17 protein-coding genes are annotated in these 16,993 nt (G+C 42.4%); 10 read left to right on the top strand and 7 right to left on the bottom strand.

All coding sequences use genetic code 11. From position 1 onward, the window contains the following. Nucleotides 1-82 precede the first annotated feature (82 nt). The 3 genes from prmA to fis all read left to right on the top strand — a co-directional run bounded on the left by prmA (nucleotide 83) and on the right by fis (nucleotide 2,397). Entirely contained in the window at nucleotides 83-970 is an 888-nt protein-coding gene (gene prmA / locus EAE30_RS06055; protein WP_123015170.1) for a 50S ribosomal protein L11 methyltransferase, read from the top strand. Nucleotides 971-1,109: 139 nt separating this feature from the next. Then, nucleotides 1,110-2,075 carry a tRNA dihydrouridine synthase DusB gene (gene dusB / locus EAE30_RS06050; protein ID WP_164711807.1) on the top strand — a complete coding sequence of 322 codons (966 nt, stop codon included), beginning with the start codon at nucleotides 1,110-1,112 and terminating at the stop codon, nucleotides 2,073-2,075. A gap of 25 nt (nucleotides 2,076-2,100) precedes the next feature. After that, nucleotides 2,101-2,397 carry a DNA-binding transcriptional regulator Fis gene (fis, locus tag EAE30_RS06045; RefSeq protein WP_000462885.1) on the top strand — a complete coding sequence of 99 codons (297 nt, stop codon included), beginning with the start codon at nucleotides 2,101-2,103 and terminating at the stop codon, nucleotides 2,395-2,397. Between the two features lie 350 nt (nucleotides 2,398-2,747). On the opposite strand, the gene EAE30_RS06040 is transcribed toward fis, so the two are convergent. Beyond that, the gene (locus EAE30_RS06040; protein WP_123015168.1) at nucleotides 2,748-3,395 is read right to left on the bottom strand and encodes a hypothetical protein; all 648 of its coding nucleotides are present in this window, start codon (nucleotides 3,393-3,395) and stop codon (nucleotides 2,748-2,750) included. A 38-nt stretch (nucleotides 3,396-3,433) separates the two neighbouring features. Next, the gene (locus EAE30_RS06035) at nucleotides 3,434-4,642 is read right to left on the bottom strand and encodes a deoxyguanosinetriphosphate triphosphohydrolase family protein (RefSeq protein WP_123015167.1); all 1,209 of its coding nucleotides are present in this window, start codon (nucleotides 4,640-4,642) and stop codon (nucleotides 3,434-3,436) included. A 134-nt stretch (nucleotides 4,643-4,776) separates the two neighbouring features. Between EAE30_RS06035 and EAE30_RS06030 the strand changes: the two genes are divergently transcribed. Continuing rightward, on the top strand, nucleotides 4,777-5,724 hold the full coding sequence (locus EAE30_RS06030; protein ID WP_123014135.1) for an IS30 family transposase: 948 nt from the start codon (nucleotides 4,777-4,779) through the stop codon (nucleotides 5,722-5,724). Between the two features lie 42 nt (nucleotides 5,725-5,766). Here the strand turns inward: EAE30_RS06030 and EAE30_RS06025 are convergent. Next, nucleotides 5,767-7,301 (bottom strand): IS3 family transposase gene (locus tag EAE30_RS06025; RefSeq protein WP_390903962.1). Its coding sequence is split into 2 segments (ribosomal slippage): nucleotides 5,767-6,830 and nucleotides 6,830-7,301, totalling 1,536 coding nucleotides; the frame shifts between segments, so codons are not numbered across the junction. An 850-nt stretch (nucleotides 7,302-8,151) separates the two neighbouring features. Here EAE30_RS06025 and EAE30_RS06020 point away from each other — a divergent pair. Both EAE30_RS06020 and EAE30_RS06015 read left to right on the top strand, forming a co-directional pair. After that, entirely contained in the window at nucleotides 8,152-9,534 is a 1,383-nt protein-coding gene (locus EAE30_RS06020) for a hypothetical protein (RefSeq protein ID WP_199287074.1), read from the top strand. After that, entirely contained in the window at nucleotides 9,528-9,884 is a 357-nt protein-coding gene (locus tag EAE30_RS06015) for a hypothetical protein (RefSeq protein WP_123015165.1), read from the top strand. The genes EAE30_RS06020 and EAE30_RS06015 overlap by 7 nt, the downstream gene beginning before the upstream one ends. Before the next feature lie 300 nt (nucleotides 9,885-10,184). Here the strand turns inward: EAE30_RS06015 and EAE30_RS06010 are convergent, their stop codons facing one another. Continuing rightward, a complete protein-coding gene (locus EAE30_RS06010) occupies nucleotides 10,185-11,096 on the bottom strand; it encodes a LysR family transcriptional regulator (protein ID WP_123015164.1) in 912 nt (303 codons plus the stop codon). Nucleotides 11,097-11,270: 174 nt separating this feature from the next. Here EAE30_RS06010 and EAE30_RS06005 point away from each other — a divergent pair, with 174 nt between their 5' ends. From EAE30_RS06005 to EAE30_RS05995, 3 genes are all read left to right on the top strand, one after another. After that, on the top strand, nucleotides 11,271-11,477 hold the full coding sequence (locus EAE30_RS06005) for a hypothetical protein (RefSeq protein ID WP_123015163.1): 207 nt from the start codon (nucleotides 11,271-11,273) through the stop codon (nucleotides 11,475-11,477). Between the two features lie 16 nt (nucleotides 11,478-11,493). Then, on the top strand, nucleotides 11,494-12,084 hold the full coding sequence (locus tag EAE30_RS06000) for a LysE family translocator (RefSeq protein ID WP_206750452.1): 591 nt from the start codon (nucleotides 11,494-11,496) through the stop codon (nucleotides 12,082-12,084). A 200-nt stretch (nucleotides 12,085-12,284) separates the two neighbouring features. After that, nucleotides 12,285-12,923, top strand: a complete 639-nt coding sequence (locus EAE30_RS05995; RefSeq protein WP_123015161.1) for a tetratricopeptide repeat protein — start codon at nucleotides 12,285-12,287, stop codon at nucleotides 12,921-12,923. Between the two features lie 198 nt (nucleotides 12,924-13,121). On the opposite strand, the gene EAE30_RS05990 is transcribed toward EAE30_RS05995, so the two are convergent. Together EAE30_RS05990 and EAE30_RS05985 are read right to left on the bottom strand one after the other, a co-directional pair. Continuing rightward, complete coding sequence (locus EAE30_RS05990; RefSeq protein ID WP_123015160.1) at nucleotides 13,122-13,529, bottom strand: hypothetical protein; 408 nt, start codon at nucleotides 13,527-13,529, stop codon at nucleotides 13,122-13,124. Continuing rightward, the gene (locus tag EAE30_RS05985; protein ID WP_241967716.1) at nucleotides 13,526-14,377 is read right to left on the bottom strand and encodes a hypothetical protein; all 852 of its coding nucleotides are present in this window, start codon (nucleotides 14,375-14,377) and stop codon (nucleotides 13,526-13,528) included. The genes EAE30_RS05990 and EAE30_RS05985 overlap by 4 nt, the downstream gene beginning before the upstream one ends. Nucleotides 14,378-14,875: 498 nt before the next feature. Between EAE30_RS05985 and EAE30_RS05980 the strand changes: the two genes are divergently transcribed. Continuing rightward, nucleotides 14,876-15,385: a methylated-DNA--[protein]-cysteine S-methyltransferase gene (locus tag EAE30_RS05980; RefSeq protein WP_123015159.1), complete on the top strand. Its 510-nt coding sequence runs from the start codon at nucleotides 14,876-14,878 to the stop codon at nucleotides 15,383-15,385. 86 nt (nucleotides 15,386-15,471) lie between these two features. On the opposite strand, the gene EAE30_RS05975 is transcribed toward EAE30_RS05980, so the two are convergent. Then, nucleotides 15,472-16,890 (bottom strand): sugar porter family MFS transporter, encoded by a 1,419-nt coding sequence (locus tag EAE30_RS05975; RefSeq protein ID WP_123015158.1) that lies wholly within the window; start codon nucleotides 16,888-16,890, stop codon nucleotides 15,472-15,474. Nucleotides 16,891-16,993: the final 103 nt, after the last annotated feature.

The raw sequence follows: 16,993 nt of genomic DNA, 5'->3' as shown, positions 1-16,993 counted from the left end.
TTTTATCGACAATGATACAGATGCCATTATGGTAAGGATCTGCTAAACTTCGCGCCAAATGTCATAATGAGAGTCATGTAAAATGCCTTGGATTCAAATTAAACTGAACGCGACCAATGAAAACGCCGAAGCCATTGGCGATATGCTCATGGAAGAAACGGGAGCGCTATCTGTGACGTTTCTCGATGCAAAAGACACACCGGTGTTTGAGCCGCAACCAGGAGAAACTCGTCTGTGGGGCGATACGGACGTATTAGCCCTCTACGATGCCGAAGCCGATACCACACTGGCCATCAGTCAAATCCAAGCCAGCGGCCTTGTGGCAAAAGATTTTGCTTACAAGGTTGAACAAATCGAAGACAAAGACTGGGAACGTGAATGGATGGATAACTTCCACCCAATGCAATTTGGTGAGCGACTATGGGTCTGCCCAAGCTGGCGTGATATTCCCGATCCAAGTGCCGTGAATGTGATGTTAGACCCTGGACTGGCTTTTGGGACTGGTACCCACCCAACCACCGCCCTATGTCTAGAGTGGCTGGATGGTTTAGATTTAAAAGGCAAAACCGTGATCGACTTTGGATGTGGCTCCGGTATTTTAGCCATTGCCGCCGTTAAACTGGGCGCCGAAAAAGTCATTGGTATCGATATTGATCCACAAGCATTACAAGCGACACAAGACAATGCAGAACGCAATGGCATCAAAGACCAAATCGAAGCATACCTTCCCCAAGATCAACCACAAGGTTTAGTGGCCGATGTCGTCGTCGCCAACATCTTAGCGGGTCCGTTACGAGATTTATCCCCTGTTATCAAAGGGCTTATCAAGCCAAACGGTCTCCTTGCCATGTCCGGTGTATTGGATACTCAAGCCGAAGATGTCGCGAGTTATTACCGTGATGAATTGGCGATTGACCCAATAAAAGAGATGAAAGAGTGGTGTCGCATCACAGGACAGAAATTGAGTTAATGATAAGTTTTTCATTTAATTGATTGAAAAACATACAATTTACAAAAACAAATTGTAAATGCTCAAATATTAGGCTTTTCACGCAGTAAAAAAATGCGTAAAATGCGCGCCCTTGCTGGTACAGAACTGTGAAGACGTTTTGAAAATCGGAAACTATCAACTCAAGAACAAACTTATCGTTGCCCCTATGGCAGGAGTTACAGACAGACCGTTTCGTGAGTTGTGTCTACGCTATGGAGCGGGAATGGCCGTCAGTGAAATGATGTCTGCTAATCCGGCTGTATGGGGAACGTCGAAGTCAAAAAATCGCATGGTGCACGCGGGCGAATCGGGCATTCGTTCTGTGCAAATCGCTGGAAGTGACCCACAGCTTATGGCCGAGGCAGCTCAATTTAGTGTTGAAAATGGTGCGCAAATCATCGATATCAACATGGGCTGTCCTGCAAAGAAAGTGAATAAGAAACTGGCTGGTTCCGCATTGCTGCGCTCACCAGATGTCGTTAAAGATATTCTGGCAACGGTGGTTAATGCAGTGGATGTCCCTGTGACATTAAAAACACGCACTGGCTGGGATACAGAGAATAAGAACTGTGTCTACATCGCTAAATTAGCCGAAGACTGCGGCATACAAGCTTTAGCTCTTCATGGAAGAACCAAGGCCTGTATGTACAAGGGAGAGGCGGAATATGACAGCATTAAGGCCGTCAAACAGGCGATTACGATTCCGGTTATCGCTAACGGTGATATCGATACACCGGAAAAAGCCAAGTTTGTACTGGAGTACACCGGTGTTGACGCTTTAATGATTGGACGCCCTGCCCAAGGTCGTCCTTGGATTTTCCAGGAAATCCAACACTATTTGGAAACCGGCACCACGATGCCTGCGCTGCCCTTAGGGGAAGTCAAAGACATCATGCTTGGCCATGTACAAGCTCTGCACCTGTTTTATGGTGATTATCTTGGCCCTCGTATTGCGCGTAAGCATGTCGGGTGGTATCTGAAAGAACATGGGCATGCGAGTGAGTTTCGCCGCACCTTTAACGCCATCGAATCCGCGTCGCTGCAACTAGAGGCGCTCGAAGGTTATTTTGATAACGTTGCATAATATTAAGAGAAGAGCTAGACCGAATATGTTCGAACAAAATCTGACTTCAGAAGCTTTAACAGTAACAACCGTAACTTCACAAGATCAAATCACGCAGAAACCATTACGTGATTCAGTTAAAGCATCTCTTAAAAATTACCTTGCTCAATTAAACGGTCAAGAAGTAACAGAACTTTACGAATTAGTTCTAGCTGAAGTTGAACAACCATTACTAGACACTATCATGCAGTACACTCGCGGTAACCAAACTCGCGCAGCGACGATGATGGGTATCAACCGTGGTACACTTCGTAAGAAGCTAAAGAAATACGGCATGAACTAAGAAGAAATTCTAAGTTACTGAATCAAAAGGACTTGCTATAAATTTAGCAGGTCCTTTTTATATAGAACCCACAAAAGAACCCACATTATCTTGCTAAAAGCACCTGATACCCCATCAGTATTTCTCATGTGAAAAAGTCAAAATCCCCACCTTTAAAATTTCTACAGAAAAATAAGAAAAAACTTAGCCACTTGGGACATTAGGACAAATAACTGAATATATAGTAATTTTTCTATACTAAGTGAAATGTGTGTCCTAAGTGATTTAGGACAGATTAAAGGGAATATCTGAAAAATGCGATAAATGGATAGATTTGATGGACAGTAACGCTTTAGGGGAGAGGTTTACGATTAAGAGTCTATCAACATACGGCCTTTGAAGGCTTTCCTTTGTTGTGCAGACATACTCAACCAGAGCAGCTCCTGAGATGCTTTTTCCATGCAAAAAAGCTGATAATGACTGTAGGTGCTTCTTAAGTTCACCGAATACCGACTGGGTTCAAACACAATTGAGTTCCTAGTCATAAGGGTGAACAGATACAGAAGTTCATCAGGTTGAGGGGCCTTACCTGATTTGATACTCACAGCGATATACTCAATTCGATACCTCTGCTCTCGTTCTTGTTTCCAAAGCTCTCGAATAGGTTCTAAGGCAAGATCTATTTGTTTGGCCTTTAGGGCCTTATCCAGAGCCCTTTTGCGCTCTTTGCTGTCTGTTATCATTCTCTGTTCTTCATCGAGAATGATAATGTCTTCAAACCGTAAGATACATGAAGAGCCAACCCAAATTTTTTTCAAATTGAACTGATTAGCGATACAAAAGTGATACCGTAGTTCATCATGTTCACATAGCTCGCATCGTTCTCTCGCACCACCATGGTCAATCACTTCGCCAGTAAACGACCACTCTTTGCAAGCTACCTTAAAGTCATCTGATTGACTTAGCGGAACGAGATTGTGTATTGACTTTTGAAGCCATGGATTAGTTTTAGGGCTCATTGTCTTATCTTGTTATATAACCGCTACATAAGCCAACTCTACTTAAAATAAAATTTATCAGCGCTACCCTTACCAAAGTATTTTTCATACTCTTGAGCTGCATATGAGTCCATCATGCCAGAGATGTAATCTGTAACTAAACGAGTTTTGCAGTCGTTAATAGAGCGTAATTCTGGTGGCAACAATATATTGTCTTTATTGTATTTTTCATCTGAATAGACCTCGAAAAGACCTCGAATAATCTGCTCACCACGTCGTTCATAAAGTTGAATATCTTTTTTACGAAGAATCGCTTTAAACAATAATTTTTTAAGTCCCTCAGCTAGTTTTGCATGTTCTTTGTAGCCCAAACAGCCATTCACCAAACTAATGTCCGAGCACAAAATATTAACTATTTTTGAGGTCAATTCTTTCTTTAATATAATTGCATATTCTTCTGATGTACCGCTCCTAGTGGCTTTCATTGCGACGCCTTTTGCATCTTTCGCAATATTAACCATTGTAGGGTATGCATCTTTAAACTTGTCACTAATGCTAAACTCATGAACAATTTCTCCTAAGCTTATCATCCCAAAGCTTAGTGCATCCTCTAAGTCATGTGCTGCGTAAGCAATTTCGTCAGCTAAATCCATTATTTCAGCATCGATACTCTTAGTAACAGTGATTTCTTTACTATCAAGTTCAGCTTTTAAAAAGTCATAATCCGCATCGTATAAAAACTTTCTATTGTTCTGTTGTTTGTTGAAGAAGTATTTAGTTATAGCCATTAAAGTACGTACATTGAGATTTAACCCTGGATACGCATAGTGCTTTTTCTCCAAAGTACGCAAGATTCGGAATGCTTGTGCATTACCCTCATAACCACCACATCCTGCGCTCAAATCATTAAGTACTACTTCACCATAATGCCCAAAAGGCGGGTTACCTATATCATGGGCAAGCGATGCTGTTTCAGTTACGACCGTATGATTCAGGTCTAGATCATAAGCAATTGAGCGAGCAATTTGTGCTACTTCCAAACTATGAGTGAGTCGATTTCGATTAAACTTATTAGCGTCTACTCCTAGTAATTGCATCTTACCTTGTAAACGTCGAAATGATGATGAATACAAAACTCGTGCATAATCACGCATTAAGTCTTGGCGATTTTCAGATCGCCCATCGTCGTGATCATAAACGCGATACTCTAGTTTAGAGATAATATTCTCTTGCTCTTTTGCATATTCAATGACTTCTTTATCGTACATATTTTTCTCTTTATTATTTTCTGACTAGGCCCGATTTCAGATAATAAGTGCGACATTCATGGAAATATGTAGAAGAGGAAGCCAACTGCTGAAAGTGGTACGCTCTTCTCGCCAAAGAAACAAGCAGTACTACCATGAATTATCAACAGTTGACCGAAGGCAGAAGATACCAGATTTCTGCTCTTTTGGAACGGGGAATTTCGGTTCCTGAAATAGCTAAAACAGTTCAGTGCCACCGCTCGACGGTATACCGTGAGCTTAAACGCGGTCGGAAGGGAGAGCATTATTGCCCTAACGAAGCCCAGATGTCGTCTACCAAAAAGCGCAAAACAGCACGTAAATACCGAATACCAAAGGAACGTGTCGATTTTATCCGCCTTCTTTTAGAAACAGATTGGAGTCCAGAGCAGATTTCTAATGTATTAACGAAAATTGGTGCATCTGTCAGTCATGAGTGGATCTATCGCTTTGTTGCTCAAGATAAACGCTTGGGCGGTAAGTTATATCGTCACTTGAGACAAGGTCATAAGCGGTATCGCCGAGGTAAACAAGAGAAAGCTCCAGCGATAAAAAATGCCGTTTCGATTGATGATAGACCAAGCATCGTTGACAGTAAGGAGCGGTTTGGTGACTGGGAAATCGACACTGTGCTAGGTAAGCATGGTACAGGTGCAATGGTGACTATTTTAGAGCGTAAGACTCGATTTTACGTGGTAAAGAAAGTGCCATCTAAGTCAGCGGATGATGTCACCAAAGCGACAATAGAGCTACTGAAGCCCTATAAGAAACATGTCCATACCATTACGGCAGATAACGGGCGAGAGTTTGCAGGTCATGAAACCATCGCAAAAGAATTAAAGGCTGATGTGTACTTTGCTCATCCGTACAGTTCTTGGGAGCGTGGTGCTAATGAGAATGCGAACGGTCTTTTAAGGCAATATGTGAAGAAAGGAACCGATCTAACGACAGTGACGGACATCGATATAGAGTTCGCTTTATCGCGGATAAATTACCGTCCGAGAAAGTGTTTAGGCTTCAAGCAGGCAGCCATTATATTTGAGGAGATGGCTTTAGCTTCTTGATATCGGCGTTTTTCAAGCTAGTTGTCACTACTTGCTTAATTATCAAGCAGCTTTTTTTTCTGGGTTCAGATGAACCTCTCCGATCGGCTCACAGTTCCTAATTTTCCCTGACCAGCGTTCTGGTCTTTTCTGACGATGTTCTATCAACACCTTTGCCCGATGCTCCAAGATCTGTTTGTCTTTTCCACTATGGCGCTCTGACGGTGTGACAAAGTTTAAGCGGCTATGTTTGTGTTCTGTGTTATACCAGACAACGAAGTCTGCTACCCAAGCTCGACATATGTCTAGACCACTAAAGCCTTTCGATGGCCAATTCGGCACGTATTTCAATGTGCGGAATAAGGATTCCACATACGGATTGTCATCGCTGACTCGTGGGCGACTGTAGGATGAGATAATGCCCAGCTCTTCCATCTTGGCTTTGAACATCAATGATTTCATTGGAGCGCCATTATCTGAATGCAAAACCAGAGACTGATTGAAGCATTGCTCTCGCATCAAGGTTCGTTGCAGTAACTGAGCGGCCAACTCTCCGCACTCTCGGTCATAGACGTCATACCCAACGATTTTTCGGCTATAAATATCTTCGATCATGTACAGATAATAATGCTGACCACGAACCCCAGACGGCATGTACGTAATATCCCAAGTGAAAACCTGATTCGGCCCTGTAGCGGTGTAACTTGTTGGTCTCGATGACTTTTTTCGACTACGTTGGCGACCTCGACGGTTAAGTTGACCTTCTGCTTTCAAAACCCGATAAAAACTCGATTCCGATGCGATATATTCACCTTTATCCAGTAAGGTTGGGACGATTTGACTCGGTGGTAGACTCGCGTATTCAGGCGCGTTACTGACTTCAACGATCAACTGTCTTTCTTGCTTTGAGAGCTTGTTTACTGGCTCTGGTCGTGTCGCTATCGGCCGTTGATCTTCCTGTATTTCACCGCTCTGATACCAGCGACGGTAAGTCCGTAAATCGATCTCAGCTTCATGACAGGCACTCTCTAATCGACAGCCGTTTTGGCGAGCCTCATGGATGAGTGCAACCAAGCTTTGCCTTTCATCGGTTGAGGTTAATCGTCCTCGGGCTCTTCCCCGTAAAAGGCTCTGAGCTTTTTTCTCAGCACCAGAAGCGCGGTGGTTTCTGCCAGCGCTTTTTCTTTGTAACGGAGTTCTTTCTTCAACTCTTTTATTTCATGTTTGTCCGCTTTTGCCTGTTTCTTGGCTTCCGCTTCTCGTTCTTTTTGAGTCATGAAGCCGTGCATACATTCGCTGCGCCACTCTTTGAGCTGCTCAGGATAAAGCCCCTTTTCACGACAATACTGACTTAGCTCATGCTCTGTCATGGAAAAGGTTTCAGCAACCACAGCTAACTTAGTTTGCGCTGACCACTGATCGGAGGAAGTATTACTATCTGGCACAACGGCTCCTGACTGTCTTAATGCGTTACGCCAATTATACAGGGTTGCTTCACTGATGCCTTCTTCTTTTGCGACTTCCGCCACTGAGCGAGAGTATGGAGGTAATAGTTTTTTCAATATAGCGTCTTTTCTTTCCTGCGGATAACGAGACATGATTTACTCTGTTACCGCCCCTAACTGGTTAAATTTTAACAGTGACAACTATCCTGCCAGAGGGGGATATTGGAGAGTGTCGCACTTCGCAGTTGAATTCGGGGCTAACCTTGGCTTATAACAGTGTCTTTTCAGCAGACATTGTCTTTATAATCTTTTTAGAAAATAAAGACACTAGAACAGTAACATCCTGTTCCATACACCTTACCCCCCCTTACACTTACAAATTACAGAACAAGTCTATCTAGTTGCAAATGCTCAACTGGGCTCATAATCTGCTATTGAGAAAATCGGGTCAAGAAGTGACGCGAGAAAGTTGTCCATGATGTGAGGAAAGAAGAGAATCCACTGTCACCACACTCAAACGTTTTAGCTCCATAAAAACAAAGCCAACCTTCTGGTGGTTGGTTTTATTGTGATGATTAATCCACTGAAGTGATTACTTATAACTGTAATGCTGTTCAAACATCGCGGCAATGTTGCCATCAAGCAAACAACCTTCATCGAAAACACCTTTAAGCCACATTCTGATCGCTCCATCAAACTTTATCACCACCTCATGTGTCATCGCTTACTCACCATATAAGTAGAATTGTTAACATAGAAAACCAGCGACAAATCCATCCATCTCATACAACTAGACCGAGAGTAAAAGAGCCTAGCCTCATTATCATTTGTAATGAATATGGAATTGCGCACTCATTTTTACGCTTACTTACACTTTTTTCTGGCTCGATCTTTTACACTACCACCTATAAGTTATGCCGTAATCAGCCAGTACTTAATGTGGTAGTGATTTGATGACAAGATAACCACTCAGTCAGTTAGCTAAATAAAAAGATGTTAGACCATGTTTGATGAAATTTATCGATGTCCGATGGGAAGCTTTAATCCAGAAACATGCCGTTGTGGTTCATGTGAGTTTGAGCGCCAATTTAACGCCAGCCAAGCAGCTTTAGACAAAGCCTATCAAGCGGATATTACTGGCGGCTCGACGATTCCGGGTATTGGAAGTCATTATAAAGAGGATATACCTAAAGAATCGATCAAAGAGAAGGTCTCAAGACAGCGCAAAGAAAGAATTGAACAGTCAGATAAGGATTGGAATAAAAGACAACAAGAGCAAGCACAAGAGTTCATTTTGGGCTGGATGTCCAGCCCTAAGACGCAACCTAAGTCGTCGTTATGGTTAGAGTTATTTACACCTGATACCTCAGAAGAACAGCGTAGGTTGATCAAGCAGTGCAACATACACTTAAATGACCCAGTTAGAGAAGGTGAAATAGTAATTTTGCCTTCAACGCGACCGACTGACTCCAAAAGCAAGCAACTGCTAGCTGATCTTCAGGAAGAGGCGAAAGCAGCGAGTATTGAGCTCGGAAAACTGACTGAAGATTTGGTTTCATTGGCTAATCGTCATTTTGAATTGTTAGATCACTACGCTAATAATGCATGGAATCATATTAAATCAGATGGACTCCCTAGTGATCAATACGCCTATGCGTCTTTAGGAGTCGGTGTAGCGGCTTCAACGGTTGAGCAGCATTTGAAAAATATCAATGGCGTACTACTAGAAATTAATAACTTGTATGCAGAACAAGTTGCTATGGCAAGCCGTACAGGCGGAATTAACTATGGTACCTTTGTAGCCCAGAGAGCTCATTTATTCAATAAGTTAGATGGTTCTTTTGCTCGGTTATCAAAAAGGAGTGTACAACTTCCCGTTTACCAGCAAATACGTCGAAATTTAAATTTATCAACCAAATCGATTGTTCATAATGCAGAGCATATTTTGGAGAAAGGTTTTATTCCTAATCTAGGGAAGAGAATGGCAAATGTCGCCATGGGAGTCTCTGCTGCAAAAGGGGTGGGTTACGTCGGGTTAACTCTAGGCGCTGCTAGTGGGGTTAAAAGTACCTACGAAGCATGCAATGTTAATAGGGATGGTCACTGTGCAAAAACGGCTACTAGAGAAATCATGGGGTTTTTAGGTGGTTTATACGGTGGCGGTGTGTTGGCAAATTTAGCTGTTGGCGGAACACTTTTGGTTTTGGGAACTGCTAGTGCGGTAGGTATTACAGTTAGTGCCCCAGTTATTGCAGTTGCATCGATATCTGCTTTTGTTGCTGGCGGTGCTATCGGTGGTACGGTTAGTTCTACGGCGGGGAAAGCACTAGGCGACGTATTATATGAATCTGCTGTGGATATGCTAGAGGAAATTCAATCATGGTAGAAGAAATTATCAATAATATAAAGATAGTTTTTCTAGGTACATATTCAGTTTATATTATCATATGGGCTTTACCAGCAGTACTATTTGGTGCGGTGCTATCTTTAGGAGACTCGAAAAGAATTATTTTTATTGATAATATTTTATCCAAAGATGTAAAAAAGCTCCATTCAAATCATACTAGTATGTTATCATCGAGTATTATATCTAGATTTTTGCGTTATTGTATAGTTTATCCTTTTATCAAGAAAAGAGCTATAAATACTAATATTAAATTTAAGATATTTATGTGGGTAAATAGTATTGGATGGTGGGGGGTGATTTTATTTGGTTTTTATGCACTATTAAGGTAGAAAGAATGTAATCATCACTAAAAATCATGGCAATCAGTTTAATTTTTTTGGTGACATAATTATTTATAATTGATACACGTTACTTATACTCTAATATAAAAACCAGACTTATATACACATTAAACTTAAAAAAACCTAAATAAATATTTAATAACAATCGATTAGAAAAATCATCTTGACATCATATTTATACATTAAAGATGATAGAATTGAAAATACGGCATGAACTAAACATCATATCGTAACCAATAGAATCAAAAGGACTTGCCATGAATTTGGCAGGTCCTTTTTAATTCTGGCCTACATTCCGATCAACGTCATGGTATCTGGAATATCTGGAGGCAGTTGTTGCATAAGAAAGGCCTGTAATTGTACGATACTTTCTTGGTGGTGGCTGTCTGTTGGCCACACAAGATAATACCCATCACCAGTACAAGTGGCCGTTGAAAAAGGGAATTCAAGCAGCCCTGCTGTCACTAACGGAATCGATAGTCTTAAATCACTAATAGAAACACCATGACCGCCCATCGCCGCCATATTGCCTTGCTCTAACGTATCAAAAACGATTCCCCTGCCTACATCGGGTCGCGGGGTATGATGCGTTTTTCCCAGCCAATACTGCCAGTCACGACGATCTCCGGTCGGATGAATCAAATGACAATCCGCCAGATTGCTCTGCGCATCGTTCACCACCCCCGGTGCACATACAGGAATCAACCACTCCTCAAACAGCAAAGCCGATGTCGTATTGTCACCAAAATCGCCGTTCCCCAACAAAATGGCGCAATCATAAGGTTCCACTCGAAAATCCACGTGGTCAACCTCCATCCATACACTGGAAAGCTGAACCTGCAATGATGAGTTTTTCTCATCTAAGTATTTTAATGCATTGAGTAACCAACGAATGGTAAGGGTCGATGGTCCCTTTAAGCGTAAATCATAACGCTGAGTTTTTAATTGCTCACAAGCGGTTTCAAGTTGTAAAAAACCTTGTGTAATTTGTTGAGCAAATAGATCCCCCTGTTCAGACACCGTTACTTTGGGTCCATTTCGAACAAACAACGGGGCGCCAAACCACTCTTCTAATGTTTTAATATGACGACTCACCGCTCCAGGTGTGACATGTAAGACTTCTGCGGCCTGACGAAACGAGCCATAACGCACAGCCACCTCAAATGCCCGTAATGCGTATAAAGGAGGTAACGAAACCATCTGCGCCTCTATATTGAGTTTTACTCACATTAAACAGCAGTTTATTTCGTTTTTCAACGCAGCCCTATCCATGAATAATATCAAGCAACAAGTCGCTAATTTCACTTTCAATACTCACAACATCCGTTGTACTTCGAATAAAAAGTTAAGCGATAAACACAAGGAGCCGTTCCCGTGAAGCGTGATAACACCATCCTACAACGCGCATTTGCCAAACCGATCTTGCCTGAAAAGCGGGTTTCACAAATGATTCAATTTCAATGTATTGGTCATCAAACAGGTTATCTGCTATTCGATGATCTGGATATTGGCCCCATCCCGCCAACACCAAAGAGTCGCCTTTGCTTAAATACACCCGATGACATGCGTGTCTGTCATTGAAACTCGGAGTGATGCCATGCTCTATCTGACGTTCGCGATTTCAGTTGCTTTACTGATTGTTTCCCCGGGACCGATGGTCAGCTTGATTATTGCAGAATCACGCAACCAACTCCCTAAAGCCACCATCCTTGGAGCTCTGCTGTCTGCACAGATTTTGCTGCTTCTCAGCTTAACCGCGATTATTAACGCCTTTTCATTCAATGAAAATCTGTTAAAAATAGGACAATTAATTGGAGGGGGGTATCTGATCTATGTTGCGGTGATGTCTTACTTTTCGTCTTTGGACACGGAGCAAGTCGATAACGTCAAAAGCCGCTTTTTCAAAGCAATCAAGATTGGTCTATCCAATCCCAAAGATATTCTGTTCTTTATCGCCTTTCTGCCCAATTTTATTTCATTGAATGATAACTACGTTCTGCATTCAGCAACGCTCATGGTGATATGGCTCATTATTGATCTCTCTATCATGCTGGGGTACAGCTATTTTGCACGCAAGATTTTTGCTTACCAATTCGGCCAAATGTTTATCAGCAAGGTTCCCTGTGTCACGATGATATTATTTGGACTGATGGCGGTATACACGGGCGCTCATTCGCTCCTTTTTTAAAAAGGTATGTCGTGAGTTGATCGTGAGTTGAGTGCCCAGCCAATCAATCTATTTTGCTTTTATTTTTGGCTTACTCATCAAGTTTTTACATCTTGAATCATAAAATGTCATGGAGATCAGCGACACTAGTCGTATTGGATTCAAGTGAATGACATTATCGGGCACGCCACACGACACCGCGAAATAGGGAGAGAAAGCGAATGAAGATATACCATGGCTACATGATAACGCTGTTGGGATTGTGGTCTAATCTCTCTTTGGCTACACCACTCAACACCCCCCTCAGTCAATTACAGCATCAGTGGGCCGTGTGTGAATATCAAATCAAGGGCGAAGACTCTAAACAGTCTTGCTTTCAAGACCTGGTTGATGAAGAGCAACAACATCTCACTTTGCATCCTAATAATCCCGATCTCAACATCGCATTCGCGATCAACCTCGCCTCTTTAGCAAACGTATCAAGCACTTCGGACGCTTTATCTCTTATCAAGCAAGCGAAAACACGGCTGGAAGCACTGAAAAACACCACCAGCGGACAACGACATACGGCGGTACTCGTCACGTTAGGCGCCCTATATTATCGTGCGCCCGGTTGGCCAATCAGTTTTGGGGATGATGATAAAGCGGGGGTGTTACTCGCAGAAGCGATAAAACTCAGTCCTGACGATATTACGGCGCATTATTTTTATGGTGACTTTCTTGCTGAGCAAGGCCAAACGCAGCAAGCCATTAATGTGTTAAAACAAGGGCTTCAGATCGAGACTCATCATGTGCAGCCATTAGTGGTGCAAGGGAGAAAACAAGATATTCAGCGTTTACTCAGCACGCTGCAAGATTGACGCTTGAATCCCTCAGCTTGAATACCTCATAGGCGCTTGATACTGTTGATAAGCGCATTCAAAAAGGGTTGGCGAGCGCTTTGATGTACGCGTTATTGATGGTAAGCAGCCCATTTCAACAGCCCGTGTGGGCAGCATTAATCACCATTTCTTAGGGCAACACAACGATAACCTATTTACTTAAGCCCACCAAAGATCTCACCTATCCTTAGCCTCAGTTAAACATAATTCCTTCGAGATTGCATAAGTACGACTCGAATAATGAAGTGATACTTTACGAAGAGAAGAACACTCAACATAACCGGCGATATCTGTATGCACTTTTGCGTATGTAACCACTGTCAGTAAAGGAGATAATATTACTCCAATCACGACTATTACTTTAGTAAAGTTACCTATCGGGAAAGGTAATTCAATAATCTGCCCTAACCAGTACATTAATCCATAAAGACCAATTAAGAATAAACCGTATGTCCCCCAAATATTAAGTACACCATCTACTTTCACTATATCTGAGATATCAAAAGCTCTTTCAACTATATCCAAACTGAGAAAGCCACTTCCCAATATCACTAATACAGTGATAATTATACGTAAGAAAATCATTCAAAAATTTCCTTTACAGCTGTTGTAAAATCTTTTGTATAACCGTTAAGTTCGTCAGCATAATCGATACCCGCTCCCAGACCAAAGGAAGCAATTGCAAATACAATTCCAGTAGCTAACACTCCAGCGGAAGCAGGAACTAATGCGGTAGTAATAGCCGCAGCACCAACCAAAGAAAGCACGCCTTTAACAATATCTCCTGACGAATTACCCACAAATTCACTTAATGTCGCATCATCTCTCAGTATGTAATCTGCCGCATTCACTCCCGCGGCAAAAGCGACTTCAATCCCAACATTAAACTTTACATAACGAACTGCACCTTTCATATCATTCAAGCCCAGTCCGATTTTGATGACTTTCGGATTATTTGCCCCCCACTTATTCCCTTTCATTAGCGTCTGTTGATGTCGTCGAAAATTTTCTATGATGATCCAATCTTTACCATTGATGTTTTTAGTTCGAGCTTTGACGCCTAAACCGCCTAATCCTTTTGCACTGCTGTACGCTTCTATTCCTCCTTTAGCGAGATCGGTGTAAGTTTTAAAATCTCCTACTGATTTTTTTCCGCCAAGACTTTGGTAAAATTCTTGAGCTTCTTCAAGAGACAGAACTGCAATACTCGTAATGCCTTTTACGTATTGAACTTTAATATCTTTCTCTCCCTCTTTGGCGAGAGGGTTATACGGTGGCCAATACATATTATCCGGATCCACCTTCTGCAGTTCTTGATACCTTTCTTTTCTTTGTCTTTCGTATTTCTCTTTGGTCGATTCTTTCTGCACATTCTTTTGAGTCTGAAAAGCGTTGATTGGCATTGAAGAGCCCGTTGGTGCAAAATTTTTCATCGTTGCAGCATGCAATGCCTCACTCGAGGTTCTCCATTGCCTCGCTTCATAACAACTTGAGCAAGTACATGTCTCCGTATCAAGGCTCCCAATCGGACATTGATGCACTTTATTTTGCTCAAATATGTCATACAACATAACGCTTCGTATCCCATTCAACGAAATAAAAACAGAATATGACAAAAAAATAAGGGGCAAAAACTTGCTCGCTAAAAATTCCCAAAGGGTCACATTATCCCAGTGGTGTACAGAACGGGTAATGCGTCACAAATCATAGACAGCTCAAATATTGGATGCAGATAAGCAGGGAATAAGCGAATGAAAATATACTATGGTTACATGCTAGCGCTGTTGGGATGATACATCATGTGCAGCCATTGGTTGTACAAGGGAGAAAACAAGATATTCAGCGTTTACTTAGCACGCTGCAAGATTGACGCTTGAATCCCTCATAGGCGCCTGATACTGTATATTAATACAGATAAAGGAATTTACATCATGTCAGTCATTCATATTGAGTTTTATAAACACCCGTATGCTGAGTTCGTCCTCGGCAGTTATCAAAACCAACTGTGTTTGTGTGATTTTCGTTATCGTAAATTACGGGATACCGTCGATAACCGAATCAAACAAGGCTTGAATGCTGAGTTCATTGAACAAACTGATGAGATCTTGGAAATCACCAAACAGCAACTTTGTGAATATTTCCAAGGAGAACGCACCAACTTTAACTTGCCATTGCTCACCGTCGGAACCCCTTTTCAGAAATCGGTCTGGCAAGCGCTACAAAACGTCCCGTACGGGCATACCACCTCTTATGGCGATCTTGCCAAGCAACTAGGTCAACCCACTGCCTTTCGAGCCGTTGCCAACGCCAATGGCGCGAATGCACATGCCATTATTATTCCGTGTCACCGTGTGATTGCCAGCAATGGCGGTCTAGGCGGTTATGGTGGTGGCGTGCCGCTGAAACAAAAACTGCTCGCATTGGAAACCCGTTTACTCTAACTCGTCTCATTCTATGATCAAAAAGGCTAGCCATTTGGCTAGCCTTGATTGCTCATCTTCAGAGAGTTCCTCTCTTTTTGCTATCCTTATAGACGAGGCGATTGTACCGCCGAGTGCTCGCCAAGCTTGTCATCGGAAGAAATTCCAATATCTCTCAGCTTTTTACCAGACATCAAATTGGCTTCAATCGATTCCAATGTAATCCCTTTGGTTTCCGGAACCATTAATACGGTCACCAGTACAAACACGATATTGCAGCCCGCATATAACCAGAATGTTTGGGCGGTACCAATGCCGTTCAATAAGCTTAGGAAGGTTGCACCTAACACCATGTTAGCAATCCAGTTCATGGTCGTAGAACAAGCAATCCCAAAATCACGTCCTTTCAATGGCTGCACTTCTGAACACAAAATCCACACCATCGGCGCGGCGCTCATGGCATAACCACAAATACAGACGATTGACGTCAACACGGCCAGGTAAGAGAAATAGACCGGAGCATCGCCAGTTAACACAAATTTCAGTAATAAACCTAGGCAAAACATGCCCGCACCCATCACGGTAAAGCCAATTTTCAAGGCCGGTTTACGACCCCAGCTATCGGCCATACCAATGGCAATGAAGGTCGCAAGAACAAATGCTACCCCAACCAAAACCGTACTGAACATTTGTTCCATCTTGCTGGTAAAGCCCGCCATTTCGAAGATTTTTGGCGAGTAATACATCAAAATATTCATACCGGTAAATTGCTGCATGAACTGAAGAATCAGGCCAAGTCCCACACTGCGGCGGAAGTTTTTATTGGCTTTAAATAAGGCAAAACCGGATTGTTTGATCTTAAGGCTCGCCACAATTTCTTGATATTCTTGGCTTGCTGCACGTTCATCGATACGCAGGGATAACAGAACCTTTTGTGCTTCTTGCACATAGCCACGCGAAGCCAACCAGCGAGGCGAGCGCGGCATAAAATATACCGAGATCACCAAGATCGCAGTCGGAATCAACAAGACAGCAAACATCATGCGCCAGTTACCCGTTTGCGCAAACCAAGTATCGGAAAGAAATGCCGCCAAAATGCCAACCGTCACCATTAATTGATAGGTCGCGATGCGGCGGCCACGTACCGCTTTATCAGACATTTCCGATAAATATAACGGCGCAGCAAAAGACGCGATACCAATAGCAAAACCTTGTACGACACGGAAAACCAACATCACGTCAATATTGGTGGATAGCGTACAACCGATGGTGCCAATGGCAAAAATCAGTCCACCCCACATCAAACTGCGTTTACGTCCGAGAAGAGAAGACAACCAGTTATTCGAAATAGAGCCCAAGGTCGCACCTAACATCATGGTGCTGACAATCCACTCTTGCTGATGAATCGAAATCCCCCACTCTGAGGTAATAAAGGGCAGCGCGCCAGAGATGAGTCCAATGTCTAAACCAAATAACAGTCCAGCTAAGGAAGCTGCCACCGTAATCAGAATATTGTAATTTAACATAGTTATTCTTATTCCTTATTTATAGGGTAGGCCCATCATAAGGATCGAAATAGAATTAACAGATAGTTAAATCTCACCCACGAAAAGTGAGCGCTTTTCTATA

The organism is Vibrio zhugei, assembly GCF_003716875.1.
Taxonomy (GTDB): Bacteria; Pseudomonadota; Gammaproteobacteria; order Enterobacterales; family Vibrionaceae; genus Vibrio; species Vibrio zhugei.
This window is presented reverse-complemented; position numbering and strand designations above follow the sequence as displayed.